29 protein-coding genes and 1 pseudogene are annotated in these 26,246 nt (G+C 70.2%); 23 read left to right on the top strand and 7 right to left on the bottom strand.

What is annotated here, in order from left to right; all coding sequences use genetic code 11:
- The first annotated feature begins 4 nt into the window (after positions 1-4).
- The 8 genes from EIZ45_RS28840 (at position 5) to fahA (ending at position 8,253) form a co-directional block, all read left to right on the top strand.
- Positions 5-838, top strand: a complete 834-nt coding sequence (locus EIZ45_RS28840) for an SDR family NAD(P)-dependent oxidoreductase (RefSeq protein WP_037812551.1) — start codon at positions 5-7, stop codon at positions 836-838.
- Positions 831-1,625 (top strand): SDR family NAD(P)-dependent oxidoreductase, encoded by a 795-nt coding sequence (locus EIZ45_RS28835; protein WP_037812554.1) that lies wholly within the window; start codon positions 831-833, stop codon positions 1,623-1,625. The genes EIZ45_RS28840 and EIZ45_RS28835 overlap by 8 nt, the downstream gene beginning before the upstream one ends.
- Positions 1,622-3,025 (top strand): FAD-dependent oxidoreductase, encoded by a 1,404-nt coding sequence (locus tag EIZ45_RS28830; RefSeq protein WP_134666711.1) that lies wholly within the window; start codon positions 1,622-1,624, stop codon positions 3,023-3,025. The genes EIZ45_RS28835 and EIZ45_RS28830 overlap by 4 nt, the downstream gene beginning before the upstream one ends.
- 37 nt (positions 3,026-3,062) lie before the next feature.
- Positions 3,063-4,397: an MFS transporter gene (locus tag EIZ45_RS28825; protein WP_134666713.1), complete on the top strand. Its 1,335-nt coding sequence runs from the start codon at positions 3,063-3,065 to the stop codon at positions 4,395-4,397.
- A gap of 43 nt (positions 4,398-4,440) precedes the next feature.
- Positions 4,441-4,980, top strand: coding sequence for a MarR family winged helix-turn-helix transcriptional regulator (locus EIZ45_RS28820; protein ID WP_037812827.1), 540 nt, complete (start codon positions 4,441-4,443; stop codon positions 4,978-4,980).
- Between the two features lie 83 nt (positions 4,981-5,063).
- Positions 5,064-6,263: a homogentisate 1,2-dioxygenase gene (locus EIZ45_RS28815; protein ID WP_134666715.1), complete on the top strand. Its 1,200-nt coding sequence runs from the start codon at positions 5,064-5,066 to the stop codon at positions 6,261-6,263.
- Positions 6,230-7,087 (top strand): hypothetical protein, encoded by an 858-nt coding sequence (locus tag EIZ45_RS28810; RefSeq protein ID WP_134666909.1) that lies wholly within the window; start codon positions 6,230-6,232, stop codon positions 7,085-7,087. The genes EIZ45_RS28815 and EIZ45_RS28810 overlap by 34 nt, the downstream gene beginning before the upstream one ends.
- Positions 7,084-8,253 (top strand): fumarylacetoacetase, encoded by a 1,170-nt coding sequence (fahA, locus tag EIZ45_RS28805; RefSeq protein WP_134666717.1) that lies wholly within the window; start codon positions 7,084-7,086, stop codon positions 8,251-8,253. The genes EIZ45_RS28810 and fahA overlap by 4 nt, the downstream gene beginning before the upstream one ends.
- Positions 8,254-8,648: 395 nt before the next feature.
- Here the strand turns inward: fahA and EIZ45_RS28800 are convergent, their stop codons facing one another.
- Together EIZ45_RS28800 and EIZ45_RS28795 are read right to left on the bottom strand one after the other, a co-directional pair.
- Positions 8,649-9,278, bottom strand: coding sequence for a CoA transferase subunit B (locus EIZ45_RS28800; RefSeq protein WP_037812570.1), 630 nt, complete (start codon positions 9,276-9,278; stop codon positions 8,649-8,651).
- A complete protein-coding gene (locus EIZ45_RS28795; protein WP_134666719.1) occupies positions 9,275-9,985 on the bottom strand; it encodes a CoA transferase subunit A in 711 nt (236 codons plus the stop codon). The genes EIZ45_RS28800 and EIZ45_RS28795 overlap by 4 nt, the downstream gene beginning before the upstream one ends.
- A 157-nt stretch (positions 9,986-10,142) precedes the next feature.
- Between EIZ45_RS28795 and EIZ45_RS28790 the strand changes: the two genes are divergently transcribed.
- The gene (locus tag EIZ45_RS28790) at positions 10,143-10,910 is read left to right on the top strand and encodes an IclR family transcriptional regulator (protein WP_240690789.1); all 768 of its coding nucleotides are present in this window, start codon (positions 10,143-10,145) and stop codon (positions 10,908-10,910) included.
- A gap of 32 nt (positions 10,911-10,942) precedes the next feature.
- Here the strand turns inward: EIZ45_RS28790 and EIZ45_RS28785 are convergent, their stop codons facing one another.
- Entirely contained in the window at positions 10,943-11,314 is a 372-nt protein-coding gene (locus tag EIZ45_RS28785) for a helix-turn-helix domain-containing protein (RefSeq protein ID WP_037812581.1), read from the bottom strand.
- Between the two features lie 141 nt (positions 11,315-11,455).
- Here EIZ45_RS28785 and EIZ45_RS28780 point away from each other — a divergent pair, with 141 nt between their 5' ends.
- From EIZ45_RS28780 to EIZ45_RS28770, 4 genes are read left to right on the top strand one after another with little or no spacing between them, the layout of a single operon-like run.
- Positions 11,456-11,851 (top strand): hypothetical protein, encoded by a 396-nt coding sequence (locus EIZ45_RS28780; protein WP_134666723.1) that lies wholly within the window; start codon positions 11,456-11,458, stop codon positions 11,849-11,851.
- Positions 11,848-12,021: a hypothetical protein gene (locus tag EIZ45_RS46235; protein ID WP_167756585.1), complete on the top strand. Its 174-nt coding sequence runs from the start codon at positions 11,848-11,850 to the stop codon at positions 12,019-12,021. The genes EIZ45_RS28780 and EIZ45_RS46235 overlap by 4 nt, the downstream gene beginning before the upstream one ends.
- Positions 12,022-12,071: 50 nt before the next feature.
- Positions 12,072-12,752, top strand: coding sequence for a response regulator transcription factor (locus EIZ45_RS28775; protein ID WP_134666725.1), 681 nt, complete (start codon positions 12,072-12,074; stop codon positions 12,750-12,752).
- Positions 12,749-14,101, top strand: a complete 1,353-nt coding sequence (locus tag EIZ45_RS28770) for a sensor histidine kinase KdpD (protein WP_134666727.1) — start codon at positions 12,749-12,751, stop codon at positions 14,099-14,101. Before EIZ45_RS28775 ends, EIZ45_RS28770 begins: the two co-directional genes overlap by 4 nt.
- 64 nt (positions 14,102-14,165) lie before the next feature.
- Here the strand turns inward: EIZ45_RS28770 and EIZ45_RS28765 are convergent, their stop codons facing one another.
- The gene (locus tag EIZ45_RS28765) at positions 14,166-15,392 is read right to left on the bottom strand and encodes an LCP family protein (RefSeq protein ID WP_037812591.1); all 1,227 of its coding nucleotides are present in this window, start codon (positions 15,390-15,392) and stop codon (positions 14,166-14,168) included.
- Positions 15,393-15,550: 158 nt separating this feature from the next.
- Positions 15,551-16,294, bottom strand: coding sequence for an SDR family NAD(P)-dependent oxidoreductase (locus tag EIZ45_RS28760; protein ID WP_134666729.1), 744 nt, complete (start codon positions 16,292-16,294; stop codon positions 15,551-15,553).
- 100 nt (positions 16,295-16,394) lie between these two features.
- Here EIZ45_RS28760 and EIZ45_RS28755 point away from each other — a divergent pair, with 100 nt between their 5' ends.
- The 3 genes from EIZ45_RS28755 to EIZ45_RS28745 are packed head-to-tail and all read left to right on the top strand — an operon-like array spanning position 16,395 to position 19,590.
- Entirely contained in the window at positions 16,395-17,003 is a 609-nt protein-coding gene (locus EIZ45_RS28755; protein WP_134666731.1) for a TetR family transcriptional regulator, read from the top strand.
- A gap of 28 nt (positions 17,004-17,031) precedes the next feature.
- Entirely contained in the window at positions 17,032-18,588 is a 1,557-nt protein-coding gene (locus EIZ45_RS28750) for an MDR family MFS transporter (RefSeq protein WP_134666733.1), read from the top strand.
- Between the two features lie 15 nt (positions 18,589-18,603).
- Complete coding sequence (locus tag EIZ45_RS28745; protein WP_134666735.1) at positions 18,604-19,590, top strand: RNA polymerase subunit sigma-70; 987 nt, start codon at positions 18,604-18,606, stop codon at positions 19,588-19,590.
- 132 nt (positions 19,591-19,722) lie between these two features.
- Here the strand turns inward: EIZ45_RS28745 and EIZ45_RS28740 are convergent, their stop codons facing one another.
- Positions 19,723-19,992 carry a WhiB family transcriptional regulator gene (locus tag EIZ45_RS28740; RefSeq protein ID WP_037812602.1) on the bottom strand — a complete coding sequence of 90 codons (270 nt, stop codon included), beginning with the start codon at positions 19,990-19,992 and terminating at the stop codon, positions 19,723-19,725.
- A 422-nt stretch (positions 19,993-20,414) separates the two neighbouring features.
- Here EIZ45_RS28740 and EIZ45_RS47685 point away from each other — a divergent pair.
- Positions 20,415-20,852, top strand: a pseudogene (locus EIZ45_RS47685) (RNA polymerase sigma factor); the annotation flags it as partial.
- A gap of 48 nt (positions 20,853-20,900) precedes the next feature.
- Positions 20,901-21,581, top strand: a complete 681-nt coding sequence (gene shbA, locus EIZ45_RS46970) for an RNA polymerase sigma factor ShbA (RefSeq protein ID WP_240690795.1) — start codon at positions 20,901-20,903, stop codon at positions 21,579-21,581.
- On the opposite strand, the gene EIZ45_RS28730 is transcribed toward shbA, so the two are convergent.
- Entirely contained in the window at positions 21,558-22,421 is an 864-nt protein-coding gene (locus EIZ45_RS28730; RefSeq protein ID WP_037812605.1) for a LysR substrate-binding domain-containing protein, read from the bottom strand. The genes shbA and EIZ45_RS28730 overlap by 24 nt on opposite strands.
- 100 nt (positions 22,422-22,521) lie before the next feature.
- Here EIZ45_RS28730 and EIZ45_RS28725 point away from each other — a divergent pair, with 100 nt between their 5' ends.
- The 5 genes from EIZ45_RS28725 to EIZ45_RS28705 all read left to right on the top strand — a co-directional run bounded on the left by EIZ45_RS28725 (position 22,522) and on the right by EIZ45_RS28705 (position 26,223).
- Positions 22,522-23,547 carry a bile acid:sodium symporter family protein gene (locus EIZ45_RS28725; RefSeq protein ID WP_205670130.1) on the top strand — a complete coding sequence of 342 codons (1,026 nt, stop codon included), beginning with the start codon at positions 22,522-22,524 and terminating at the stop codon, positions 23,545-23,547.
- Between the two features lie 40 nt (positions 23,548-23,587).
- Positions 23,588-24,268, top strand: coding sequence for an SAVMC3_10250 family protein (locus tag EIZ45_RS28720; RefSeq protein WP_134666737.1), 681 nt, complete (start codon positions 23,588-23,590; stop codon positions 24,266-24,268).
- A 182-nt stretch (positions 24,269-24,450) separates the two neighbouring features.
- Entirely contained in the window at positions 24,451-24,999 is a 549-nt protein-coding gene (locus tag EIZ45_RS28715; protein ID WP_134666739.1) for a DUF1062 domain-containing protein, read from the top strand.
- Positions 25,000-25,554: 555 nt separating this feature from the next.
- On the top strand, positions 25,555-25,893 hold the full coding sequence (locus EIZ45_RS28710) for a WXG100 family type VII secretion target (RefSeq protein ID WP_037812610.1): 339 nt from the start codon (positions 25,555-25,557) through the stop codon (positions 25,891-25,893).
- 30 nt (positions 25,894-25,923) lie between these two features.
- The gene (locus EIZ45_RS28705; RefSeq protein ID WP_037812613.1) at positions 25,924-26,223 is read left to right on the top strand and encodes a WXG100 family type VII secretion target; all 300 of its coding nucleotides are present in this window, start codon (positions 25,924-25,926) and stop codon (positions 26,221-26,223) included.
- The last annotated feature ends 23 nt before the right edge of the window (positions 26,224-26,246 follow it).

Genomic DNA, 26,246 nt, shown 5'->3' with positions numbered 1-26,246 from the left:
CCAGATGACCACTCTCGAGCCCACCGGCCCCGGCCGGGTGCTGCACCAGCCCGCGACCGCGCGCTACCCGGAGATGCCGGGCAAGGTCGCCGTGGTCACCGGCGCTGCCCGCGGCATGGGCGCGCGCTTCGCCGCCGGTCTCGCCACGCGCGGGGTGCACGTGGTGGGCGGCGATCTCGACGCCGCCGCGATGACGGCCACCGCCGACGACCTCACCGTCGCGCTCGCTGCCGAGTCCATTGAGGACAAACCGGGCCGGATCGTCGCGTCCGCTGTGGACGTCACCCGCGCCGAGGACCACGTCGCGCTCGCCCAGCGCGCGATCGACGAGTTCGGCCGCATCGACTTCTGGGTCAACAACGCCGGGATCTTCCCGTACGCCGAGGTTCCGGACATCACCCCGGAGCAGATCCGCTCGACGCTTTCGGTGAACGTCGAGGGCGTGCTCTTCGGCGCGCAGGCCGCCGCCGCGCGGATGGAACCGGGCAGCGCGATCGTCAACATGGCGTCGGTGTCCGCGGTCCGCGTGCGCAAGGGCCGCGCGGCGTACTGCAGTTCGAAGGCCGCGGTCGCGCACCTCACCGAATCGCTCGCGGTGGAACTCGGCGACCAGGGCATCCGGGTCAACGCCATCGCCCCGGGCTACATCGACACCGAAATGACCCGCTGGATCCAGGACGACGCGCCCGCGCTGGCGAAGGCGCTCGACGCGGTGCCGCTGCACCGGATCGGCTCGCCCGAAGAGGTGTGCGGCGTGCTGCTGTTCCTGCTTTCGGACAGCTCGCGGTACGTCACCGGGCACAGCCTCGCGGTCGACGGCGGCTCCCGGCATGTCTGACGCCACCGAAGCCGTGCGCTACCCGGACGTCGTGCTCGTGACGGGCGCGGCGAACGGGATGGGCGCGCAGCACGCCCGTGCGCTCGGCGAACGCGGCGTGCACGTCTGCGTCGCGGATTTCGCTGGTGCGGACGAAATCGCCGACGAGATCCGCGCGGCGGGCGGGGCGGCGACTCCGTACACCATGGACGTTGTCGAGCCGGCACAGTGGACTCGCGTGCTCGACCGGATCCGCGCCGAGCACGGTTCGCTCGGCGGGCTCGTGAACAACGCCGGGATCTCGCGGCGGCTGGAATTCCAGGACACCACCGCCGAGGTGTGGGACCGGGTGCTCGCGGTGAACCTCTCCGGGCCGTTCCACGGCATGCGCGCGGCCGCGCCGCTGATGCGCGATTCAGGCGGCGGTTCGATCGTGAACATCTCGTCGATCTCCGGCCAGATCGGCTACTTCTCCCCCGCCTACTCGGCGAGCAAATGGGGGTTGACCGGACTGTCGAAGTCCGCCGCGGGCAATTTCGCGAAGTGGCGGATCCGGGTCAACTCCGTCCACCCGGGACTGGTCGACACCGGGCTGCTGGCGGGCGCGGACGCGTTCGTCAAGTCCGCTGTGGACAGTGTGCCCGCCGGAAGGATGGCCGACCCCCGGGAAATCACCGACACGGTGCTGTTCCTGCTCTCGGACCGGTCCACCTACTTGACCGGAAGCGAGGTCACCGTGGACGGCGGTCTCGTCTCCAACGGTCTCTACCATCGCATTCTCGCCGAAACCGGAGGTGATCTCGGATGAGCGTCGACGCTGACGTCGTGGTGATCGGCGGGGGCGGCGCAGGCCTCGCCGCGGCGGTGTCCGCTGCCGAGCACGGCGCCTCGGTGATGCTGTTCGAGTCGGAGAAGGAACTCGGCGGCTCGACCCAGCTGTCCGCGGGCATGCTCACCGCCGCGGGCACGAGTGTCCAAAGTGCACTGGGCATCGAGGACACGCCGGAACGGTTCTTCCAGCACTACCTCGATCTCAACCAGTGGCAGCTGAAACCCGGACTGCTCAAGACTTTCTGCCGCGAGGCCGGTCCCGCGGTCGAGTGGCTGATCGGGCTCGGCGCGGAAATCCCGGCGAAGGTGTCGCACGACGCGCACACCCCGGGATTGACGCGCGCGGGCGTCGAGGACGTCTGGCGCGGGCATGTGCCGAAGGACCAGGGTTACGGCCTCGTCCAGGTGCTCGACCGCGCGCGTCGCAAGGCCGGCGCTGAAGCGGTGTTGAACACCCGGGTCGAACGACTGCTCGTGGAGGACGGCCGGGTCGCCGGTGTAGTCGCCGACGGCATCGAGGTCCGCGCGAACTCGGTGATCGTGACCAGCGGCGGGTTCGCCCAGGACCCCGCCCTGCGCTCGCGGTATTACCCGGACGCCGACGCGGCGGGCGAGGATCTGTTCGTCGTCGCCGCGCCCGGCTCCCGAGGCGACCACTTCGCGTTCGGCGAGCAGGTGTCCGCGTCGATCACCGGCGAGGGCTGGGGACTGCTGCTGCCGACCGCGTATTTCCAGCGCCTCCACCACTGGCAGTCCGGTTTCCCGCCGCGCTCGCGCGTGCTGGTGAACGCGCACGGCCGCCGGTTCATGGACGAGGACGCGTCGTACGCGGTGTCCAGCGGCATCATCTCGGCGCAGGACGGTCCGGTGTGGATGGTCTTCGACGACCGAGCGCGCCGCGATCTTCCGCCGGGCTACGCGCACTGGAACGCCGAGTACGTACTGTCCGAAGCGGACGCTGGCCGCACTCTGCGGGCCGACACGCTGGAAGAACTGGCAGGCAAGATGAACGTGCCCGCCGACGCTCTCCAGGCCACTGTGGACAGATGGAACACCCAGCTCCCCACCGGCGAGGACCCGGAGTTCCTGCGGCACGAAACCTTGTCCGCCAAGGGATCGGCCGAACCGCCCGCGAAAATCGCGACCGGACCGTTTTTCGCCGCGCGCACCCTGCCCGCCGAACTGGTCTGCACGCACGCCGGGCTGGAGATCGACTCCAGTGCCGCGGTGCTCGACGTCCGCGGCGACCGCGTGCCCGGGCTGTTCGCCGCGGGCGAGGCCGGGGCCGGCGTGCTCGGCTTCCGCTACGTCGGCGGCGGGAACGCGGTCGCCAACGCCGTCACCATGGGCCGCATCGCCGGCCGCTCCGCCGCCTGATCCTTCAGAGTTACTGCTCACTGTCGAGGAGAACCCCATGTCCGTCCCCGCCGCAGCCGCCACCACGGCGGACTCCCCGCTGGCCAGACGCACCGTCCGCAAGGTCGGCGTCCGCGTCATGCCGATCGTCCTGCTGCTCTACATCTTCAACTACATGGACCGGGCGAACATCGGCTACGCCCAGCTCGGCATGGCCAAAGAGCTCACCATCACGGCCGCGACCTTCGGCGTCGCGTCGGCGATCTTCTTCCTCGCCTACGTGGTGTTCGAGGTGCCCAGCAACATGATCATGAAGAAGGTCGGGGCCCGGCTGTGGCTCAGCCGGATCGCGGTCAGCTGGGGCATCGTGACCGTGCTGACCGGGTTCGTCGCGAGCGTGACGCACCTGATGATCGCGCGGATCCTGCTCGGCATCGCCGAGGCTGGCCTGTTCCCCGGGCTGCTGCTGTACTTGACCTTCTGGTTCCGCGGCAAGGAACGCGGCCGGGCCATCGCGACGCTCGCGCTCGCGCAGCCGATCGCGCTGATCCTCGGCAGCCTGTTCGGCGGCTGGATCCTCGACCACGTGCACTGGTTCGGGATGAGCAGCTGGCAGTGGGTGTTCATCCTGCAGGGCGCGCCCGCGGTGCTGATCGGCCTGCTGACCTTCTTCTACCTCCCGAACAAGCCCGCCGACGCGAAGTTCCTGACCGCCGAGGAAAGCTCCTGGCTGCAGGCCGAGATCGACCGCGAGTACGTGCCGGAGGAGAAGGAGACGTTCCTCGGCCAGCTGCGCGCGGTGCGCGACGGCAAGGTCCTGCTGCTGGCGATTTCCAACCTCTTCATCGCCTGCGGCCTGTACGGGCTCACGTTCTTCCTGCCGCTGATCGTGAAACAGCTCGATCCGAAGTACTCCTCCACCAACATCGGCCTGCTCGGCGCGATCCCGTACGTCGTCGGCGCGGTCGGCATGCTGCTGCTGGCCCGCAACTCCGACCGCACCGGCGAGCGCAAGGGCCACGTGATCGCCACCGTGCTGGTCGCGGCGATCGGGTTCTTCGGCGCGATCCAGTTCAAGACCGTGCCGGCGTTGTCGCTGATCAGCCTCTCGCTGGCGGCGATCGGCGTGCTCGGCTACCTCGCGCCGTACTGGGCGATGGCCGCGCGCGTGCTGTCGAAGGAGCACACGGCGGTCGGCCTGGCCGCGATCAACTCGATCGCCGCGCTCGGCGGGTTCTTCGGGCCGTACGCGATCGGGCTCGCGGCGACCGAGAGCGACGTGACGATCGGGCTGTACTTCCCGATCGGCTGCCTGATCGTCGCCGCGGCGATGCTGGCGTTCCTGAAAGTGCCGCGCGACGCGGGCGCCCGCCTGGCTCGTCCGGTGAAGTAGTTTCGAGTTTGATTATCCCGGCGGCGCGGTTACAGTGCTGTCCATGCAGGACCCCGCCGCGCCGCCGGACCCGGACTCGCTCGACTTCTGGTCGTTCATCGCGCTGGCCAACCGCAGGCTGGCCGACGAATTCGGGTTCCGCCACCAGCTGGCGACCGAGGTGCTGCTGACGCTGAACCGGGCGTCCAACCTGGTCACCTATGACCTCGAATCCGCCGTGCACCGGCCGCGCGGGCGGTCGTGGTCGGCGTTCCGGGTGCTGTTCGTCGTGTGGCTCGCCGGGCCGCTCGAACCGTCCGCCGCCGCGCGGCTCACCGGCATGAGCCGGGCGGCGGTCTCGAATCTCGCGAAAACCCTGGTCAGCGAGGGTTTGCTGACCCGGACGCCCGGCGAGACGGACGGCCGTTCGGTGCGGCTTTCGCTCACCGAGGCCGGGCACGCCGAGATGCTCGAGGTGTTCGAGGCGCAGAACGAACGCGAGGCCGGGTGGGTCGAGGTGCTCACCGAGGCCGAGCAGCGCGTGCTGGTGATGCTGCTCGACAAGCTCATCTCCGGCCGGGCGGGCTTCGCGACCCGCCGCTAGCCCCTTCCCCTGTCCTGACTCGGGGACTAGGCTGGTCGGAAAGTAGTACATACTTTGATTACTTCGCGCCGAGGAGGCGACCCATGGCCTACTACCGCAGCGCGGGCAGCATCCCGCCTAAGCGGCACACCCAGCACCGCACGCCCGAAGGCGGGCTCTATTCCGAGGAGCTGATGGGCGAGGAGGGCTTCTCGTCGGACTCGTCGCTGCTGTACCACCGCGGCATCCCGTCCGCGATCGTCGACGCGACGCCGTGGGAACTGCCGGACCAGACGCTCACCGAGAACCGGCCGCTCAAGCCGCTGCACCTCAAGCTGCACACGCTGTTCCCCGGCCAGGAGTGGAAGAGCGCGGACGTCGTGAACAACCGGCGGCTCGTGCTCGGCAACGGCGACGTGCGGATCTCCTACGTCGCCGCCGGCGAGGCTTCCCCGTTGTACCGCAACGCGATCGGCGACGAATGCGTGTACGTCGAGTCCGGCGAAGCGGTCGTCGAGACGGTGTTCGGCGCGCTGCCCGCCCGCACCGGCGACTACGTGATCCTCCCCCGCGCCACCACGCACCGCTGGGTGCCGAAGGGCCCGGAACCGTTGCGCGCCTACGTGATCGAGGCGAACTCGCACATCGCGCCGCCGAAGCGCTACCTGTCGCGCTACGGCCAGTTGCTGGAGCACGCGCCCTACTGCGAGCGCGACCTGCACGGCCCGGCCGAACCGCTGCTCGCCGAAGGCACCGACGTCGAGGTTCTGGTGAAGCACCGCGGCTCGCGCGGCGTCGTCGGCACGCGTTACGTGTACCCGACGCACCCGTTCGACGTGGTCGGCTGGGACGGCTGCCTCTACCCGTACACGTTCAACGTCTCCGACTTCGAGCCCATCACCGGCCGCGTGCACCAGCCGCCGCCCGTGCACCAGGTGTTCGAGGGCAACAACTTCGTCATCTGCAACTTCGTCCCGCGCAAGGTCGACTACCACCCGCTCTCGATCCCGGTGCCGTACTACCACTCCAATGTGGACTCCGACGAGGTGATGTTCTACTGCGGCGGGAACTACGAGGCGCGCAAGGGATCCGGCATCGGACAGGGCTCGATCAGCCTGCACCCCGGCGGCCACAGCCACGGCCCGCAGCCCGGCGCGGTGGAACGCTCGCTCGGCGCGGAGTTCTTCGACGAACTGGCGGTCATGGTCGACACGTTCCGCCCGCTGGAGATCGGCGAGGGCGGCCACGCGAGCGACGACCCCGGCTACGCCTGGACCTGGGCAGGACGGGGACCGCAGTCGTGACCGACGCTCTTACCCGCGGCCTCCTGGACGACGCGGCGGTCTTCCCGCCCGGCCTCGCACCGCTGCCGGACGCCGTCGCCGCCCACGACCGGCACACCGCTTCGCCGTACGCCGCGATGGTCGGCCCGCTGGTCGTCGCCGCGTCCGGCTTGGCGGAGCTCGCCGAAGTCGTGGCAGGCCGCGAAACTCCGTTGCCGCTCACCGTGACGCTGCCAGCCGGGCCGGGCGGGATCGCCGACGTGCTCAAGGCGGTCGACGGGCTTCCGGTGTCGGTCGAATCGCTGGAAATCGCGGTGCCGCAAGGAATGACGGTGGATGAGTTCCTGTCCGCAGTGGACGGATGCCCGGTGCCGGTCGCCGTGGAGATCCCGCGCGACGAACGCCGGGTTCCGTTGCTGCGGGCGCTTTCCGGCACTCCGCACAAGGCGAAGTTCCGCACCGGCGGGACGTCGGCCGAGTACTACCCGGACGAAGTCGAGCTCGCCGCCGCGATCCGCGCGACCGCCGAGGCGGGCGTGCCGTTCAAGGCGACCGCGGGCCTGCACCACGCGATCCGCAACACCGACCCGAACACGGGATTCGAACAGCACGGTTTCTTGAACCTCTTGCTCGCCGCCGAAGCGGTCGACCGCGGTGCCGGCGACGCGGAAGTCGTTGCCCTGCTTGCCGAACGCGACGGTGCCGCGGTCGCCGACCGGATCCGCGCGCTGGCCCCGGAGCGCCTGGCGGCGGCGCGCGCTAAGTTCACCTCGTTCGGGACCTGCAGCATCACCGACCCGCTCACCGAACTGACAGATCTAGGCCTGATCGGAGCCCCCGCATGACCGTGCTCGACATTCCCGCCGGCTCCCCCTTCGGCGTCGAAAACCTGCCGTACGGCGTCTTCTCGGCAGGCGGCGGCAGTCCCCGGGTGGGCGTGCGCGTGGGCGAGCACGTGCTGGACCTGTCGATCGCCCTCGGCGACGAGGTGTTCGCCGAGCCGACGCTGAACGCCTTCATGGCACAGGGTTACGACCGCTGGGTCGAGGTCCGCTCGCGGCTGCAGACGCTCGTGACCGGCGAGGTGCCCGCCGAAGCCGTGCACGCGGTCGCCGACGTCAAGCTGCACCTGCCCATCGACGTCGCCGATTACGTGGACTTCTACGCCTCGGAACACCACGCGTCGAACGTCGGCCGCCTGTTCCGTCCGGACGCGGAACCGTTGCTGCCCAACTGGAAACACCTCCCGGTCGGCTACCACGGCCGCTCCGGAACGGTCTACGTGTCCGGCACCGACGTGGTCCGCCCGAGCGGCCAGCGCAAGGGCGAGGACGGCCCGGTCTTCGGCCCGAGCACCCGCCTGGACATCGAAGCGGAACTGGGCTTCATCGTCGGGGCGGGCACTCCGGCCAACACCCCGATCTCGCCGGACGACTTCCCTCGCCACGTTTTCGGCGCGGTCCTGCTGAACGACTGGTCGGCCCGCGACATCCAGGCCTGGGAGTACGTGCCGCTGGGCCCGAACCTGGGCAAGAGCTTCGCGACGTCGATCTCGCCGTGGGTGGTCCCGGTGCTGGCGCTGGCCGAGGCGCGGGTGCCGCTGCCCGGCCAGACCTCGCCGGTACCGCTGCCCTACCTGCGGGAATCGTCGCCGTGGGGCCTGGACATCACGCTCGCCGTGGAGTGGAACGGCCAGGAGGTGGCGCGCCCGCCGTACCGCGAGATGTACTGGTCGCCGGCCCAGATGCTGGCCCACCTGACCGTCAACGGCGCCTCGGCCCGCACCGGCGACCTCTACGGCTCGGGCACGATCTCCGGCGCGGACCCGGCGGAACGCGGCTCGTTCCTGGAACTCTCCTGGGGCGGCCGGGATCCGCTGACCGTCAAGGGCGAATCCCGCACCTTCCTCCAGGACGGGGACGAGGTCGCGATCACCGGCGCCGCCACCACGAGCAGCGGCGCGAAACTGGGCTTCGGCGAGGTCCGGGGGCGCATTCTTCCCGCGCAGTAACCAGCGCAACGTACGTGAGGGGCCCCTGAGGGAATCAGATTCCGTCAGGGGCCCCTCACGTACGTNGTAACCAGCGCAACGTACGTGAGGGGCCCCTGAGGGAATCAGATTCCGTCAGGGGCCCCTCACGTACGTCCCCAATGCCACATTGGGTGCATCTGACGCACCCAATGTGGCGTTCGGTGCGTCTCACGCACCCAATGCCACATTGGGGCGCTCGCCCGGCCACCCCACCGCAGCCAGTGCACCCAACGCGCCAACGCACCCACACTCCCCCGCACCCCGATACGAAGCCGAAACGCGGCGCGGGGGTGCTTGTCAAGGCATCTTTCCCGCCTTGACAAGCACCCCCGCGCCGTCGTCACGATCAAGCTTCGGGGTGCCCCGACCGCCGCTTACTCCGCGACCGGCGCCCCAGTCTTCTCCCGCACCTCGTCAAGAGAAACCCCCGGCGCCAGCTCCACCAGCTTCAGCCCGTCGTCCGTAACGTCCAGCACCGCCAGATTGGTGATGATCCGGTTCACCACTCCGGCCCCGGTCAACGGCAGCGTGCACTTCTCGACGATCTTCGGCGTCCCGTCCTTGGCGGTGTGATCGGTGATGATCACCACCCGGCGAGCCCCGGCGACGAGATCCATCGCCCCGCCCATCCCCTTGACCAGCGCGCCGGGCACCGTCCAGTTGGCCAGGTCGCCGTTGGCGCCGACCTGCAGCGCCCCGAGCAGCGCCAGGTCGATGTGCCCGCCGCGGATCATCGCGAACGACTCCGCGGAGTCGAACAGGCTGGCCCCGGGCTGCAACGTGACCGTCTGCTTGCCCGCGTTCACCAGGTCGGGGTCTTCCTCGCCCTCCCAGGGGAACGGTCCCAGCCCGAGAATCCCGTTCTCGCTGTGCAACGTCACCTGCACGCCGTCCGGAATGTGGTTCGCCACCTGGGTGGGAATCCCGATCCCGAGGTTCACGTAATCGCCGTCCCGCAGTTCGCGAGCCCCGATCGTGGCCATGTCGTCCCGAGTCCAGCTCACGCCGACGCCTCCTCACGCACGCGCACGGTCCGCTTTTCGATCTGCTTTTCCCGCGCAGTCGCCTGAATCAGCCGCTGCACGTAGATCCCCGGCGTCGTGATGCGCTCCGGATCCAGGTACTCGTCCGAAACCTGCTCGGCCTCGGCGACGGTCACCTTGCCGCAGGTCGCGACGAGCGGGTTGAAGTTCCGCGAGGCGTACCGGTAGACCAGGTTCCCGGCCGGGTCCGCGACGTACGCGTGCACCAGCGAAAGGTCCGCGACGATGCCGCGCTCCTGCACGTAGGTGACGCCGTCGAACTCGGCGTGCGGCTTGCCCTCGGCGATCGGCGTGCCGACGCCGGACTTGGTGTAGAACGCCGGGATCCCCGCGCCGCCTGCCCGCATCCGCTCGGCGAGCGTCCCCTGCGGGGTGAACTCGACCTCGACGGTCCCGTCGAGGTACTGCTGCGCGAACAGCTTGTTCTCGCCCACGTACGACGCGATCACCCGGCGCACCTGCCGGTTGTCGAGCAGAATGCCGAGCCCGGCCCCGTCGACTCCCATGTTGTTCGAGACGATCGTCAGATCGCGCACGCCCGAGTCCCGGACCGCCTCGATGAGGTCGTTCGGGTTCCCGGTGAGGCCGAAGCCCCCGACCGCGATCGTCAGCCCGTCCTCGAGCAGCCCGTCGAGGGCCTCCGCGGCGCTGCGGTACTTCGTCGGCACGGCATCCTCTCCACTTCGTTCGGTGAGTGGTCAGTCCCCGCATTCCACCCAGCGCAGGGGAAACGGGTCAACCGACACGCCGGGATCCCCGGCAAACCTCTCGCGCACCGAACACCCGCGCCCGATGCGTCCACTGAGCGGACGTACCCTCGTTCCCGTGCCCACCTCGCCTCCCGACCACGTCGTAGGACGGGTGTCCGCGGTCCTGCGCGCATTGTCCGCCTTCCGCGACGGAGCGTCGACCTCGCAGCTGGCGCGCCAGTGCGGCCTGGCCCGGCCGACGGTGCACCGGCTGCTCGCGTCGCTGGCCGCCGAGGGCTACGTCGACCGCGACCGGCAATCCGGCCGCTGGTACCTGGGCCCGGAGCTGTACCTGCTGGGCGAGGCGGCCGCCCCGCGCTACGACGTGACGCAGCAGGCGCGCGCGAGCGTCCACCGGCTGGCCGCGGCGACCGGGGAGAGCGCGTTCTTCTCCGCGCGCCGCGGCAACGAGACGGTCTGCCTGCTGCGCGAGGACGGCGACTTCCCGATCCGGTCGTTCGTCCTGTACGAGGGCGCCCGGTTCCCGCTGGGCGTGGTGTCGGCGGGGCTGGTGGTGCTGTCGATGCTGCCGGACCGGGAGGTCGAGGAGTATCTGTCCACAGTGGACCTGACGGCCGAATGGGGCCCCGCGCACCGGGCGGCGGACGTGCGGGCCCGGGTCGCGCGGACGCGGGAGGACGGGTACTCGACCAACCCCGGACTGGTGGTCGAAGGAAGCTGGGGGATGGCCGCGGCGGTGTTCACGCCCACCGGGGAGCCCGCGTGGGCATTGACGCTGACCGGCGTGGAGTCGCGGTTCCGGGCGGAGCGGCGGGGCGAACTGGGGGCGTTGCTGCTCAAGGAAGCGCATGCGTTGACGAACTTGCTGCGGCAGCCCTCGTGAGTGGCGGTGCCGGTTAGAACCGGCACCGCCACTCACGAGGCGGTAGCGGCGTTCTCCGCGTCGTAAGCCGCTCGGGCGGCCGTCACCTGGTCCATGTTCTGGCGGGCCCACCGGTCCAGCAGGTCCAGCGGCTCGGCGAGGTTGCGGCCCAGCTGGGTGAGCTCGTACTCGACCTTCGGCGGGATCACCGGGTACGCGGTGCGGATGAGGATGCCGTCGCGGACCAGGCTGCGCAGGGTTTGCGTGAGGACCTTCTGCGAGATCCCGTCGACGCGCTTGCCGATCTCGGTGAACCGCAGCGGGCCGTCGGTCAGGGCGCCGACGATCAGCACCGTCCACTGGTCGCCGATGCGGTCGAGCAGCTGGCGCGTCGGGCAGTCGCGGTCGTACGGGTTTCCGAGCACGGCGGCCTCCTCACTCTCCGCGAGAGAGTAACACTCCCCCGGGCCGGCAGGCTTTACCGAACCCGAACATTCGTCCCACACCCCTCGTACACCCGCGCGCGAGGGTGGTCTCCAGAACACCGACGCAGGAGGACGAGAACGATGCGAGGAACGAAGCGGCTGGCACTGGCGGGCTGCGGGATCGCGGCCGGACTGCTCGTGGCCGCGCCGATCGCCAGCGCCGACACGCAGGCGCCGGCCCCGGCTCCGGTCACGCTGAGCCCGCAGGAGGTGCAGCAGATGTGCACGGCCTGGGTGCCGAAACTGCACAAACAGGCCCAGAACCTGGCCAACCGGATCAACGGCGGGCCGGAGGTTTCCGGGTCGGTCGCGAATCTCAAGGCACGCGCGAACGACGCCCGCACGAAGGGGCACACCGCGCAGGCCGACCGGCTGCAGAAGCGGGCGGACAAGCGGCAGAGCCGGATCGGGGAGCTGGCGAACGCGACGAAGCAGCTCGACGCGTTCACCGCGGCGCACTGCCAGGCGCCGAAGTGAAACGGCTGATCGCGATCGCCGCCGCGGCCGCTGTCGTCTGGCTCGGCTGCGCGGCGTGCGACGACAGTTCGGCGCCGTCGTCGGGGGCGGCGCCGGACGGCGACCTGAGCAGCATCCAGTCCACGCTGGACTCGATCCAGTCCGACATGGCGGGCGACGGGCAGCGGTGACGCGCGTACCGTTTCCCCCGACGTAGCCGGCCGGAGGAACGGGAGCCCGCATGGGGTCAGCTGGCCGCGGTCTCGTCCTCGTCGTGGAGGACGAGACCGCGATCGCCGAGCTCGCCGCGCTGTACCTGCGGCGCGACGGGTTCGGGGTGGAGGTCGAGCCGGACGGCGCGAAGGCGCTCGACGCGATCCGCCGGTTGCGGCCGGTCGCGGTGGTGCTCGACATTGGACTGTCCGGAATGGACGGCATCGAGATCTGCCGGGCGCTGCGCGCGGCGGGCGACTGGACGCCGGTGCTGTTCGTGACCGCGCGCGACGACGAGCTGGATCGCTTGCTGGGCCTCGAAATCGGCGCGGACGACTATCTCACCAAACCGTTCAGCCCTCGCGAACTCGCCGCCCGCGTGCGGACTGTGCTGCGCCGCGCGTCCGGCGGTCCGGCCACGACACTGGCTTGCGGCGGTGTGCGCATCGACGTTCCCGGCCGTCGCGCTTGGGCAGGCGAGGCGGAGGTCACGCTCACCTCCACGGAGTTCGATCTGCTCGCTTACCTGCTGCGCCATCCCGGCCAGGTGTTGTCGCGCGATCAGCTGCTGAGCGCGGTCTGGGGCTACGCCGCGGCGGCCGGGACCCGCACGGTGGACGTGCATGTCGCGCAGCTGCGGGCAAAACTCGGCGACGACAGTCCGATTCGGACAGTCCGGGGCATCGGTTACGCGGCGGACGCCGGATGAAAACCACGCTCGCGCTCCGGATCACCGTGGTGTGCCTGGCAGTTGCCGGGATCGCGGTGCTCGTGGCCGGGCTGGTCGCGTCCCGGCTGGTCCGCAGCACCGCCGATTCGGTATTGCAGCAGTCGTTGCGGGACCAGGCGGACGTCGTCGCCGGGCAGCTCGACGGCACCGGCATCGGCAACCGGCTCGCGATCGGCAAAGTGGCCGCGGTCGTGCGGGGGCAGGGCATCGAGGTCGTCGTGCACCGGGTCAGCGGCCAGAATTCCGGGCAGGCGACGGCGGTGCGCGCGGCGGAACGGGCCGGGCTCACGTCCGGAAAGGACCGTTCGACGCGGGTCACGATCGGCAGTGTCGACTACCTCGTGGAGGTGCGCCCGGTCGGCCCGGAAGTCGCGTTCGCGCTCGTGCAGCCGGTGCGCAGCGCCGAATCCACGCAACATGCGTTGCTGCGCAACATCCTTCTGGCATTGGGCATCGGGCTTTTGGTCGCCGCCATCGCCGGATACGTCTCCGGTCGCTTGCTCGGCCGCCCCCTGCGCCGCGCGGCCGCCGCCGCGGGCAGCCTCAGCGCGGGCCGGCGCGACGTCCGGGTTCCGGTCGAAGGCCCAGCCGAGGTCGCGCAGGTCGCGGGCTCGTTGAACGAACTCGCCGACGCGCTGGCCCGCAGCGAATCCCGGCAACGGGAGTTCCTGCTGTCGGTGTCGCACGAACTTCGCACCCCGTTGACCGCGGTGACCGGTTTCGCCGAGGCGATCGCCGACGGAGTCGCGGAAGGCCCGGACGCCCGCCGCGCCGGCGAGACGATCCACCGCGAGGCCCAACGCCTGGAACGGCTCGTGTCCGACCTGCTGGAGCTCGCCCGTCTCGGGGCCGACGAATTCCAGCTCGACCTGGACGTTTTCGACTTCGCCGCGCTGGTCCGGGACTGCGCGGAGGTGTGGCAGCTGCGGTGCGCGCGCACGGACGTCCCGCTGACCGTCCAGACGCCCCCGGGAGCCGCGATGGTCACCGCCGACGCCCGGCGGCTGCACCAGGTCGTGGACGGGCTGGCGGAGAACGCCCTGCGCGTCACGCCCGCGGGTGCGCCGATGGTGTTCGCCCTGGCGGTCGCGGACGGCCACGCCCACCTGTCAGTCCGCGACGGCGGGCCCGGGCTCGCGCCGGAGGACTACCCGGTGGCTTTCGAGCGGGGCGTGCTCAATGCGCGGTACCGCGACAGCCGCCCCGTCGGATCCGGCATCGGGCTCGCGCTGGCACACGGGCTGGTGACGCGGATGGGCGGGACGCTCACTGCCGGACCGGCGCCCGAAGGCGGGGCCGCATTTACGATCACGCTGCCACTGGCCTAATTCACGCACCAGCAGCCCGTCGTCACCCCCGGGACCCGGCGTTCACCATCACACTGCCGCTCGCCTAATTCACGCACCCGCTGGCCGCCGTCATCTTCGGCTGCGCCGGGGTGCCTGCCGGAGGGGTCGGCGTCGTGGTCTCCGCGATCGGCCGCACCACCCCGCCGCTCGATGACGGGTGGACGGTGCCCGGGTCGGAGGTTCCTCCGGATGCCGCGGCGTCCGGCGAGCTGATCTGCGTCTGCACGAATTGCCGCACCTGCGCTGGATCCACCTTCACCGCGTCGCCGTCGGACGGGGTGGCCAGCGACAGGCTCTGCACCGGGATCGTGCCGAAGGAGATCGCGCCTGAGCTGAGGCCGTGCAGTTGCTGGGCGAAGCTCAGCAGGTTCCAGCCGTGGTCGAGCGTGACCGAACCTTCCAAAGCGTCCACCAGGGACGAAAGCCGCGCCGGATCGGCGAAGGTGCCGGAGCCCAGGACGGTTTTCGCCATCGCCGACATGAACGCCTGCTGCCGCGCGATCCGGTCCAGGTCGCCGTTGGGCAGGCCGTGCCGCTGCCGGACGAAGGCGAGCGCTTGCGTACCGGAAATGGTCTGCGTCCCGGCGGGGAAATCCGCGCCGGAGAAGGAATCGTGCACGGGGGCCTTCAGGCACACCTGCACCCCGCCGACCGCCTGGCTCAGCGCGGCGAATCCGGAGAGATTGACCGCCGCGTAATGATTGATGGTGAGCCCGGTGAGTTTCTGCACCGCGGCGATCGCCGATTTCGCCCCCGCGGCGTCCGCGGCGACTTCCAGTTCCGGGCCGCTCATTCCTTGCTGCGCAAGCTTTCCGCGCTGATCGGCCCGAGCGCGGCTGTACGCCGAATTGATCTTGTGCTTGCCGTACCCTGGAATGTCCACATAGGAATCGCGCGGGATCGAGATCGCGGTGGCGGCCGCCCCGCCGACCGGGACGTGCACCACGATCATCGTGTCGGTGGTGTTGCCGCCGTCGTCTCCCCCGCCCGCGTGCAGCGCGTCGAGCACGTTCTGCGGCAGCGGCGTCCCGTCCGGTTTGGTGCGGGAATCGAGACCTACCAACAGAATGTTCTGCGCGACGGTGAGCGGTTCCCCGGCCGGGGTGTCCGGGACCTGCGCGGACGGGGCGATGACGTCGGCGGTGACGAGGCTGGTGTCCAGCCGGTGCAGTTGCGACCACGCGAATCCGGTGGCGCCCAGCACGAGGGTGGACACCACCCCCAGCACCGCACGGCCGCCGATCCGGCGGCCCCGGGACGTGATCAGCACGGCCGGTTCCTCGCTTCCCGGGGGACGGATTTCGACCCCCGCGTTCGAGGATCACCGCGTTAGCTGGGAATAGCCTGAGAAACCTGTCGCGAACATGTGATGCTGCCCGTTCGGCGGAGTGCGCGGCGACAGCCGGTATCCCTTCGGGCACCGGGAGTTCAGCGCGGCATGCGCCGCCACACCGCGCGCGGCACGAACCGCATCGCCGCGAACACCAAGCGCAACATGCCCGGCACCCACACGACTTCCCGGCGGCGGCGCAAGGCGGCGACAGTCGCGTCGGCCACCTGATCGGCGGTGCTGGAGAACGGCGCGGGAGACATTCCTTCGGTCATCCGGCCGATCACGAAACCCGGGCGCACGAGGAGCAGGTGGACGCCGGTGCCGTGCAGCGCGTCGGACAGTCCCGAGGCGAACCCGTCGAGACCCGCTTTCGCCGAGCCGTACACGTAGTTCGCCCGCCGCACGCGAATCCCGGCGACGGACGAGAAGACGACCAGATTTCCGGAACCCTGAGTGCGCAACAGTTCCGCCGTGTGAGTGAGCACGGACACCTGTGCGACGTAATCGGTGTGCACGATCGCGGTGGCGTGCGCGGCGTCGGTCTCGGCGCGGGCTTGGTCGCCGAGGATGCCGAACGCCAGCACGACCGTCTCGAGCGGTCCATGCTCCTTGAGGACGCGCTCGAGCAGCGGACGGTGCGCGGAGAGGTCGTCGGCGTCGAAGTCCTCGGTCGCGACAACCTCCGCGCCCGCTTCACGCAGGGCGGCGGTCTGCTCGCTGAGGTCCGCGCCCGGTCGCGCGGCCAGCACGAACCGCTTCGCTCCCCCGCGCGCCAGCCGGACGGCCACCGCCGTCCCGATTTCGCTGCGTCCGCCTAGTACCAGCACCGTTCCGCTCACGGTGGGTGAGTCTGCCAGCCCGCTCCCGGAGCGGCACGAGGTGCCCTGATTCACAAACTGCAACTTTGCAGACTCTGCAAGATCTGGCTACGCTGATCAAGTGCCCTCTCCCGGACTTCGCGAGCGCAAGAAGCTCGAAACCCACCGCACGATCGCGCTCGCGGCGCTTCGGCTGATCGACGAGCGTGGTCTGGACCAGGTCACCGTCGACGACATCGCCGCCGAGGCGGGCGTGTCCGCGCGCACGTTCTTCAACTACTTCCCGGTCAAGGAAGACGCCGTGCTGCTCGCGTACGCCGACCACGCGGAGCGGGCCGAGCAGACGATCGCCCGGTTCCTCGCGCAGCCGGACGGGATCGACGCGTTTCCCGCGTTCATCGCGACTGTCCGGGACGACCTCGCCGACATCGAGCGGGACCGCGACGAGTGGCTGACCCGGCTGCGGATCATCCACGGCGACCCGTCGCTGCTCATCCGCGCGACGACGCTCAACTCCGGCTCGCGCGATCCGATGATCGCGGCCATCGCCCAGCGCTCCGGCACCGACGCGGAGAAGGACCTGTTCCCGTCGCTGCTGCTGGCCGTCGCGGGCGGAGTGCTCAACACCTCGCTCAGCCGGTGGGCCGCCCGCGACGGCGCCCAGCCGCTGCTCGAGATCTTCGACGAGGCCGCCGCCGCCGCTGCCGCCGGCCTGCCCGACCCGCGCTGACCCCTCCCGAGTCCGGAAAGGACTGTCCATGTCCCTGTCCACCGCGGAATCTCCCGCGCCTTCCCCGGCGATGAGCCACCGGCAAGTGCTGCAGGCGATGTCCGGCCTGATGATGGGCATTTTCGTCGCCATCCTCGCGTCCACTGTGGTCGCGAACGCGCTGCCGCGGATCGTGTCCGAGCTGGGCGGCAGCCAGTCGTCCTACACCTGGGTCGTCACCACCGAACTGCTCGCGATGACCGCGACCGTCCCGCTGTGGGGCAAGCTTTCCGACCTGTACAACAAGAAACTGCTGATCCAGCTCTCGCTCGGGCTGTTCGTCGTCGGGTCGCTGGTGGCCGGGTTCGCACAGAACATCGACGTGCTGATCCTCAGCCGGATCGCCCAGGGCATCGGCGGCGGCGGGCTCACCGCGCTCGCCCAGGTGATCATGGCGGCCATCGTTTCGCCGCGCGAGCTGGGCAAGTTCTCTGGCGTCTTCGGCGCGGTCTTCGCGGTCGGCACGGTCGCCGGACCGCTGATCGGCGGCGTGCTCGTGGACACCTCGTGGCTCGGCTGGCGCTGGTGCTTCTTCCTCGGCGTGCCGTTCGCGCTCGCCGCGATCCTGTTGCTGCAGCGCACCCTGGACCTGCCGACCCTGCGCCGCGAGGTGCACGTCGACTACCTCGGCGCGTTCCTGATCATGCTCGGCGTGTCGACGCTGCTGGTGTGGTCGTCGCTGGCCGGCTCGACCTTCGCATGGGGTTCCTGGCAGACCGCGGTGCTCGTGCCCGCCGGCGTGCTCGTGCTGGTGCTCGCGGTGTGGGTCGAGTCGAAGGTGCGCGAGCCGGTCGTGCCGCTGAAGCTGTTCCGCAACCGCACGGTCACGCTCGCCACTGTCGCGAGCTTCCTGGTCGGCGTCGCGATGTTCGGCGGCACCGTGTTCCTCTCGCAGTATTTCCAGCTGGCGCTCGGCAAATCGCCGACGGTGGCCGGGCTGATGAGCCTGCCGATGATCTTCGGCCTGCTGGTTTCGTCCACGGTGTCCGGCCAGCTGATCAGCCGCACCGGCAAGTGGAAGCCGTTCCTGCTGCTCGGCTCGGTGCTGATGGCGGCCGGGCTGGGCCTGCTCGGGCTGATCGACGCGCACACCTCGCTGGTGGAGCTGAGCCTGTTCATGCTGGTGCTCGGCGTCGGCGTGGGCATGCTCAACCAGAACCTGGTGCTGGTGACGCAGAACGACGTGCCCGCCGCCGACCTCGGCGCGGCGACCTCGACGCTGTCGTTCTTCCGCAGCCTCGGCGGGTCGATCGGCGTGAGCGCGCTCGGCGCGGTGCTGGCCAGCCGGGTCGGCACGCTCATCGCCGACGGGCTCGGGCCCGCCGCGTCCGCCGGGTCCGGCAGCGGCGGGAAGGTGCCCGACCTGGCGCAGCTGCCCGCTCCGGTCGTGACCGTGATCCGGGAGGCCTACGGGGTCGCGACCAGCGATCTGTTCCTGATCAGCGCGCCGATCGCGCTGCTCGTGGTGGTCGCGGTCGCGTTCCTGAAGCACCTGCCGCTCAAGACGAAGAGCGGGCTGGAACGGCTGGCGGACGAGGCCGCCTGAGCTACCGTTGCCCGGGTGACCAGCGACGAGGAGTTCGGCGCCCTGATCGAACGGCACCGGCGCGAGATCCGCGTGCACTGCTACCGGATGAGCGGTTCGTTCGAGGAGGCCGAGGACCTCACGCAGGAGGCGTTTCTCCGGGCCTGGAAAGGCCGCTCCGGCTTCGCCGGGCGGGCGAGCGTGCGGACGTGGCTGTACCGGATCGCCACGAACGTCTGCCTCGACGCGCTCGCCCGGCGGCCGCGGCGGGTGCTGCCGGACGAACTGGGCCCGGCGGCCGACCCGGCGGGCGCGATCTCCGCGCTCGACGTGCCGTGGCTGAGCCCGTTCCCCGATCTTCTGCTCGACCCCGCGGCGCCGGACGACACCGGCGCCGCGGTCGTCGAACGGGAAACCATCGAACTGGCGTTCCTCGCCACCATCCAGTTGCTCCCGCCGCGGCAGCGGGCCGCGCTGATCCTGCGCGACGTGCTCGATTGGTCCGCAAAGGACACTGCCGAACTGCTGGGCACCTCGGTGGCCTCGGCGAACAGCGCGCTGCAGCGGGGCCGGGAGACGTTGCGCGCCAAGCTCCCCGCCCGGCGCGCCGAGTGGTCCGCTCCGGACAGCACGACCGCCGAGGAAACGGCGCTGCTGCGGAAGTTCATCGCCGCCTACGAATCGGCGGACGTGCAGGCGGTGGCCGCTGTGCTCAGCGAGGACGCGCGTGCGGTGATGCCGCCGTACTCGTTGTGGTTCGACAATCGCGATCGGATTCTCGGCGCGCTCGGACCGAGTTTCGATCCGCGCTCGCCGTACTACCGGGGCAGTTTCCGGATGGCGCCGGTGCGGGCGAACCGGCAGCCCGCGGTCGCGACTTATCTGCGTCGGCCCGGCGAATCGGTTTATCGCGCTTTCGGCGTCAGCGTCCTCACCGTGCGAAACGGACTGGTCACGGCGATGGCCGCGTTCGAAACGGCGGCATTGGCGCCCTATGGACTCGCCGAAACGTTCGACGAATAAAACGCCCGGGCGGCGATCGCTGTGCTGCGATCGCCGCCCGGGCGCAACCACCGAGTTCCGGGCTTTGCGGCCGGTCGTGGTGGGGGAAACTGCTGGCGCCCTCGCCGCCGGGAAATGGTCACCGGCTCGCGGTCAGGCGACTCGATGCCGTGCGGCGGCGGAGCCGGTTCGCACCAGCTTCCGGCGCTCCAGCTCGGTAGTTCCCCCGAAGATCCCGTTGCCGAGACCGTTGTCGAGAGCATAGGAAAGGCATTCCGCGCGGACCGGGCATCGCGCGCAGACCGCCTTGGCCTTCGCGACCTGCTGCGCCCCCGGACCCATGTCGGAAATCGGGAAGAACAGTTCCGGGTCCTCGTCCTGGCACGCCGCGCGGGCGAGCCAGCTGGTGGCCGTGAGTTCCATTGTTGCTTTTCACCTCCTGTCCTCATTGTCGAACCGTGGTCAACCGACTTCTCCGCGCGCACGGGCACGCCATGCCTTCGGAGGGTGTTCGGTGGGCTTTTCGGCCGAACCGCCCCGGGCCGCGAAGGACCCGGCGGACGACCGGCTTTCCAAGTTACCACCGATCACCGCCCGCGCGCGAAATTTCGATTCAGCTCACATCGCGGACGCGGTTGGCACCGGACGTGCTACGGCCCCCGCGCCGGGCGCTCTCCGGGTCCGGAGAGTCCGGGTTTTCCTTTTCCGCGCACCGTTTCCCCCTTCCGCCGCGTCCGAGGCCGGCCTGCCCGTCCGACCCAGGTACCCGCCCGTCCCGGGGTTAACCACATTTCCGTGACCGGATCGTTACATCCCACGGGCGCGCCACCGCACCTGTTCGACAAGTGCGGGATCGGGAGGGGGTGCGCGTGGCGGGGTTCGACGGCTTCTTCCGGGGCGAATTCCCTCGCCTCGTGGCGTTCCTGTGCGCGGGCGGGCTCGGCCCGGCCACCGCGCGCGAGGTGGCGGTGGAGGCGTTCGTCCAGGAAACCGGGACGTGGCCGCCGCCGGGCGACCCGCGCGTCGCGGTGCGGCTGACCGCCGTCCGGCTCGCCGCCGAGCAGACGTGGTTCGACGGCGGCACGCCGTCCGCGGACCCGCCGGGCGACCGGCTGACCTCGGTCGTGGAACGGAACGCGCGCGGGGTCGAACTGCTTTCGACGCTGCCGGAAACCCAGCGCACGGTGCTGACCTGGTCGCTCAACGGGTTTTCGCCCGCCGCAATCGCCTCCGCGCTCGGCATGGCGGGCACCACAGTCCGCTCGAATCTGCGGCACGCGCGGGAACGGCTGAAGCACCGGCTCGGCCTGGCCGGGCGCGAGGAGTCGCTGATGACCGAGCTGCGCGAAGCCGAAGCCGCACTGGTCAACGCGCTGCGCTCGGCGCTCGACGTCGAAGAAGCGTTGACCCGGGTGAAAACCGAGGCGACCGCCTTGGCCGCGCCGCGCGCCCCGGCCGGCCGGTTCGGCTTCGACGGCCCGGTGCGCGCGGCGGTCGAGGGCGACCCGGACGCCGCGCAGGACCTGCTCGCCGCGGTGCAGCCGCTGATCGTGCGCTACTGCCGGGCCCGGCTCGGCGGCGCCGACGCATATTCGTCCGCGGACGACGTGGCGCAGGAAGTCTGTCTCGCGTTGCTGACCGCGCTGCCCGGTTACCGGCATCAGGGGCGGCCGTTTCTCGCTTTCGTTTACGGGATCGCGCAGCACAAAGTGGCGGACGCGCACCGGGCGCACGCGCGCAACCGGACCGAGACGGTGGCCGAGATGCCGGAGGCGGTCGATCTGGCCGACGGACCGGAGGAACGGGCGCTGCGCGCGGAGCTGAACCGGCAGCTGGCTCGGCTGCTGCAGCTGCTGCCGGAGCGACAGCGGGAGATTGTGTTGCTGCGCATAGTAGTCGGGCTCTCTGCCGACGAAGCGGCCGAAGCGGTCGACTCCACCCCGGGCGCGGTACGGGTGGCACAACACCGCGCGCTGCTGCGGCTCCGCTCAGCTCTCGAACGACGCCGCTGACCCGATCCGCGCCACCACGAACTCCGCCAGCGCCGCCACCGGGCCCTCGCTGCCGTCGCGCGACAGCAGGATGAAATCGACGTCGCCCGGATCCGGCAGGCCGAGTTCGGCGGGCAATTCGACCAGGTCGGACGGCACCAGGCTCCGCGCGTGCACGGTGATCCCGAGCCCGGCGGCCGCCGCCGCGCGCAGGCCGGTCAGGCTCGAGGTCTGGCAGGCCGCCCGCCATTCCAGCCCGGCGCGCTCGAGCGTTTCCACCGCCAGCTGCCGGGTGACCGACGGCATCGGGTACTGCACCAGCGGCACCGGATGGCCGGGCGTGAGGTCCGTCGCCGCCGAGCCGATCCACACCAGGGGTTCGCGGCGCAGCAGCCGCCCCGGGCCGGGCGCGCCCGGGCGGCGTTTGCCGAGCACCAGGTCGAGGCGGCCGTCGGCGATCCGGCGGGCGAGCACATCGGACAGTTCCACGTGCAGTTCGACGTCCACCAGCGGATGGCTTTCCCGCAGCCGCCGCAGGATGTCCGGCAGCTCGCCGAGCGCGAAGTCCTCCGACACCCCGAACCGGACCCGGCCGCGCACCTGCGCGCCGCGGAAATGCCGGGCCGCGCGGTCCTCGGTGTCCACAATGGTCTGCGCGAACCCGAGCATCGCCTGCCCGCGCGCGGTCAGGTCGACCGCGTGCGTGTCCCGGGCGAACAGCAATCCGCCCGCCTCGGACTCGAGCCGCCGGATGTGCTGGCTGATTGTGGGCTGCCCCACACCGAGCCGCCTCGCCGCCGCCGTGAAGCTGCGAGTTTCCGCCACGGCAAGGAAAGAACGGCACAACCGCGGATCCAGCATGCGTCACATCTTATCGGCTTTCACAATGACAGTCAGTACGGTCATCGGGGTTCCGAATGACCGTCGGCGACGGGAGAATGACCGGGAAAGGAGATCCACCGTGCTCGCTTCGTTCGCCCGCCCCGTCTCGGCTTTGCTCGCCAAGCTGCGGATCGACCCGTTCATCGCCCTGATCCTCGTCACCGTGGGCATCGCCTCGCTGCTGCCCGCCTCCGGCGCGGTCGCGACCGGATTCGGCGTGGTGACGAAGATCGCGGTCGGTCTGCTGTTCTTCCTTTACGGCGCAAGGCTTTCCAGCCAGGAAGCGGTCGAAGGGATGCGGCACTGGCGGTTGCACGTCACGGTGCTCTGCGCCACTTTCGTGCTCTTCCCGTTGCTGGGGCTCGCCGCGTCGTTCCTCTCCCCCGGGCTGCTGACCTCGCCGCTGTACACCGGCGTGCTGTTCCTCTGCCTGCTGCCCTCGACCGTCCAGTCGTCGATCGCGTTCACCTCGATCGCGAAGGGCAACGTCGCCGCGGCGATCTGCAGCGCGTCGCTGTCCAATCTGCTCGGCATCGTGCTGACGCCGCTGCTCGTCGCGCTGCTGCTGGCCACCGACGGACCGGGCGTGAGCGGTTCGGCGGTGCTGGACATCGTGCTGCAGCTGCTGGTGCCGTTCGTCGCCGGGCAGCTGGCACGCCGCTGGATCGGCGGATGGGTGCAGCGGCATTCCGCGCCGCTCAAGATCGTCGACCGCGGTTCGATCCTGCTGGTGGTCTACACCGCGTTCAGCGAGGGGATGACCGAGGGGATCTGGCACCAGCTGGACGTCGGCCCGCTGCTGGCGCTGGTCGCGGCCTGCTGCGTCCTGCTGGCGGCGGTGCTCGCCGCGACGAGCGGCGGCGCGCGGCTGCTCGGGTTCGCCCGCGCGGACCGGATCACGATCATGTTCTGCGGTTCGAAGAAGAGCCTGGCGAGCGGCCTGCCGATGGCGACGGTGCTGTTCGGGCACGCCGAGGTCGGGCTGATCGTGCTGCCGCTGATGCTGTTCCACCAGATTCAGCTGATCGTGTGCGCGGCGATGGCGCGCCGGTACGCCCGGCAGGAGGCCGCGCAGGAGCCGGGAGAACTGGCGGCGGTCGGCTGACGTTGACCGGGTGCCTCCGGGCCCGCCAGGATCGGTTCCCATGCGGGAACTGGTGTACGTCTCCGAGGCCAAGCTCAGCCAGTTCGAGAGCCAGGGGCTGGACAAGCACCTGGCCCGGGCGTCGGAGGTCGCCGGGAAGGTCCCGGGCGTCGAGCTTCGCGTGCACCTGTCCGGCCGGGCCGCCCATCCGGGGCTCGACCGGGCGGTCCGGAAGATCGGGACCTCCGCGCGGTGGTACACCGACGACGAGCTGGTCCCCGGGCAATGGGTGCAGTTCGAGGCGCGGCTGAACTACCGCGTCGTGCACGGCGGAAGCCACGGCGGACAGTCGGCCGCGCTGCTTTTCTGGGAGCCCGCGAACGGCGACGAGCCCCGGCTGCTCCTGCACGGTTCGCCGGAGCATCTGGTCGGCACGCGCACGCCCCCGCCCGCCGAAATGATCGGGCTGCCGATCTCGCACAGCGGCGGGATGGCGGATTTCCTCGACGAGCTGACCGGGAAGTCCTTCTCTCAGGCGCTGCACTTCCTGCTCGGGGACCTGGACCGGCGGACGCCGCCCGAACTGGCGGGCTGGATGGCGGGGTACGCGCGCCTGACGGCCGATCTGGCCGTCACGAACACCCCGGCCCATTTCACCCGGGAGGAACGCACCCCGCCGACCCGGGTGGTGCTGGCCAGTCCGCTGTATGTCGAGTACACGAGCGCGCCGGAGCCGGGCTGACGGAAAATCCGGTGGAGCCGCGCCCGCGTCCGCGGCTACTGTCGCCCGACCAGTGTCGGCTAGGCGAGGACGTGCCGTTGTACATCGCGTGAGGCATCCCAAGCTCTGATCCCGTCGCGCGCCGCGTTCGAGCGTCGCGCTTCTTCGTGCTGCGGAATTCTCACTGGAATCGGTGTACTCCTGTGCTCTTTCACTGGACAGTCCTGCCCACTTGCCTGCCGCTCGTCCGGCGGCGCTGCCATACGTGCTCGTCCGGGCTTTTCCGGGCGGACGGCAAGTTCCGGGTCAACGCCAACCACAAACTCGTCGACGCCTGGCTTCTCGTGCTCTGCACCGGTTGCGGGGAAACGGCGAAACTCACCGTGTTCGAACGGGCGAAGGTGCGCTCGGTCCGGCCGGATCTGCTGGACCGCTTGCACCACAACGATCCCGGCCTCGCCGCCGAACTCCTCCGGGACCCGGTCCTGCGACGGCGCAACCGCGTCGCGCTCGACTGGGAGGGCGCCTGGCGGCTCGACACCGGTGGTCCGGACCACTTGGACCAGGACGCGATCGACGTCTCGGTCGGCTTCGCGGCCCGGATCCCGGTCCGCCCGGTTCGGCTCATCGCCGAGGGCTGCCGTCTGCCCCGGGCTGAGGTCGAGCGGTTGCTCGCCGAGGGGAAGGTCGTGTCGGGAGTCCGGCTGAGCGGCAAGCTCTCCGGCGACTTCGCCTTCACGCTCAAGTACTGACCGCCGTGCGGGGAACCCTGATTCTCGCGGGTTCCCCGCCCGGACGGTCGGCGACGTCCGTCCACAACGGACACCGCAAGTCCGCCCGCGATTTCCGCTCGCATGAGCGCGAACCGCGAACGCGGGCACCAGCCAGTGCCTGAACGGGCAATCCGCAGCGGCCCCGCACCTCCAGGGGCCCTTCGCGGCTGATCGCGGAGGCGGCGTCCGTCCACAGAGGACCGCGCAAGTCCACTCGCGATTCCCGCTCGCATGAGCGCGAACGGCGAACCAGGGCAACGGCGGTGCCTGAACGGGCAATCGCGCGTAACCAGGTCCCGCGGAAAGCGTTGCCGCTGCCCGCGCCCCCCGGGTGGAGGAGCCCCTTGCCCCGCCGTCCGCGCACTGGTGTTCAGAAGGGAACAACGCGGCGACAACCCGTAGACCGGCGCTTACCGTAAGTCCGCAGTCTCCCCGTGCTCTGTCGTATCGGCCGAACGAAGGGCATCCGCGGCGACATCGGCGGTCTGGCATGCCAGTCCGTCATATCCGGAGAACCCGACCAGAGGAGAAAGCATGGCTTCGCAGGACGGCGCCCGCGTCGACACCAGCGTCATGCGCAAGGGCGCGCAGACGATCAGCGACACCGGGCAGAACATCACCGGGGTGAACCAGAAGGTCGACGGCACCATGCAGACGCTGTTCGGCACCTGGCGGTCGGACTCGGCGAACGTGTTCAACCAGGCGATGGGCCAGTTCGACCAGACGGTCCGCAAGATCGTGCAGAAGCTGGACGAGCTCGCGCAGAACGTGCAGACCTCGGCGAGCGAGTACGACAGCCGGGACTCGGACAACACCTCCACCGCCCACAACGCCGCGACGGTCATCGGCGGCGGCGGTCTGCAGGGCTTCTGATCCCCTTCCTTCCCACGAAAGGACATTCCCATGGCTTTGGGCCAGTTCCAGATCAGTTTCGCCACCATGCAGGACACCGTCGGGCAGGCGAAGCAGCAGTCCAACCAGATCACCGAGCTGCTGGACCAGATGAAGGCCGTCATCGAGGGCCAGCGCGAAAACTGGACCGGTGTCGCGGCGGACATGTTCCACGAGACCTACAACTACTGCCACCAGGCGGCGCTCACGCTGCCGCAGGCGCTCGACGCCGCCGCGCAGACCCTCGGCCAGATCAACGAGGGCACCTCGAACACCGAGGGCAACAACGCCAAGCGGTTCGCCGCCAACTGACGCCGCCCGCCTCGCCGCAACTG

It is taken from the genome of Amycolatopsis sp. CFH S0740 (assembly GCF_004522315.1).
Taxonomy (GTDB): Bacteria; Actinomycetota; Actinomycetes; order Mycobacteriales; family Pseudonocardiaceae; genus Amycolatopsis; species Amycolatopsis nivea.
This window is presented reverse-complemented; position numbering and strand designations above follow the sequence as displayed.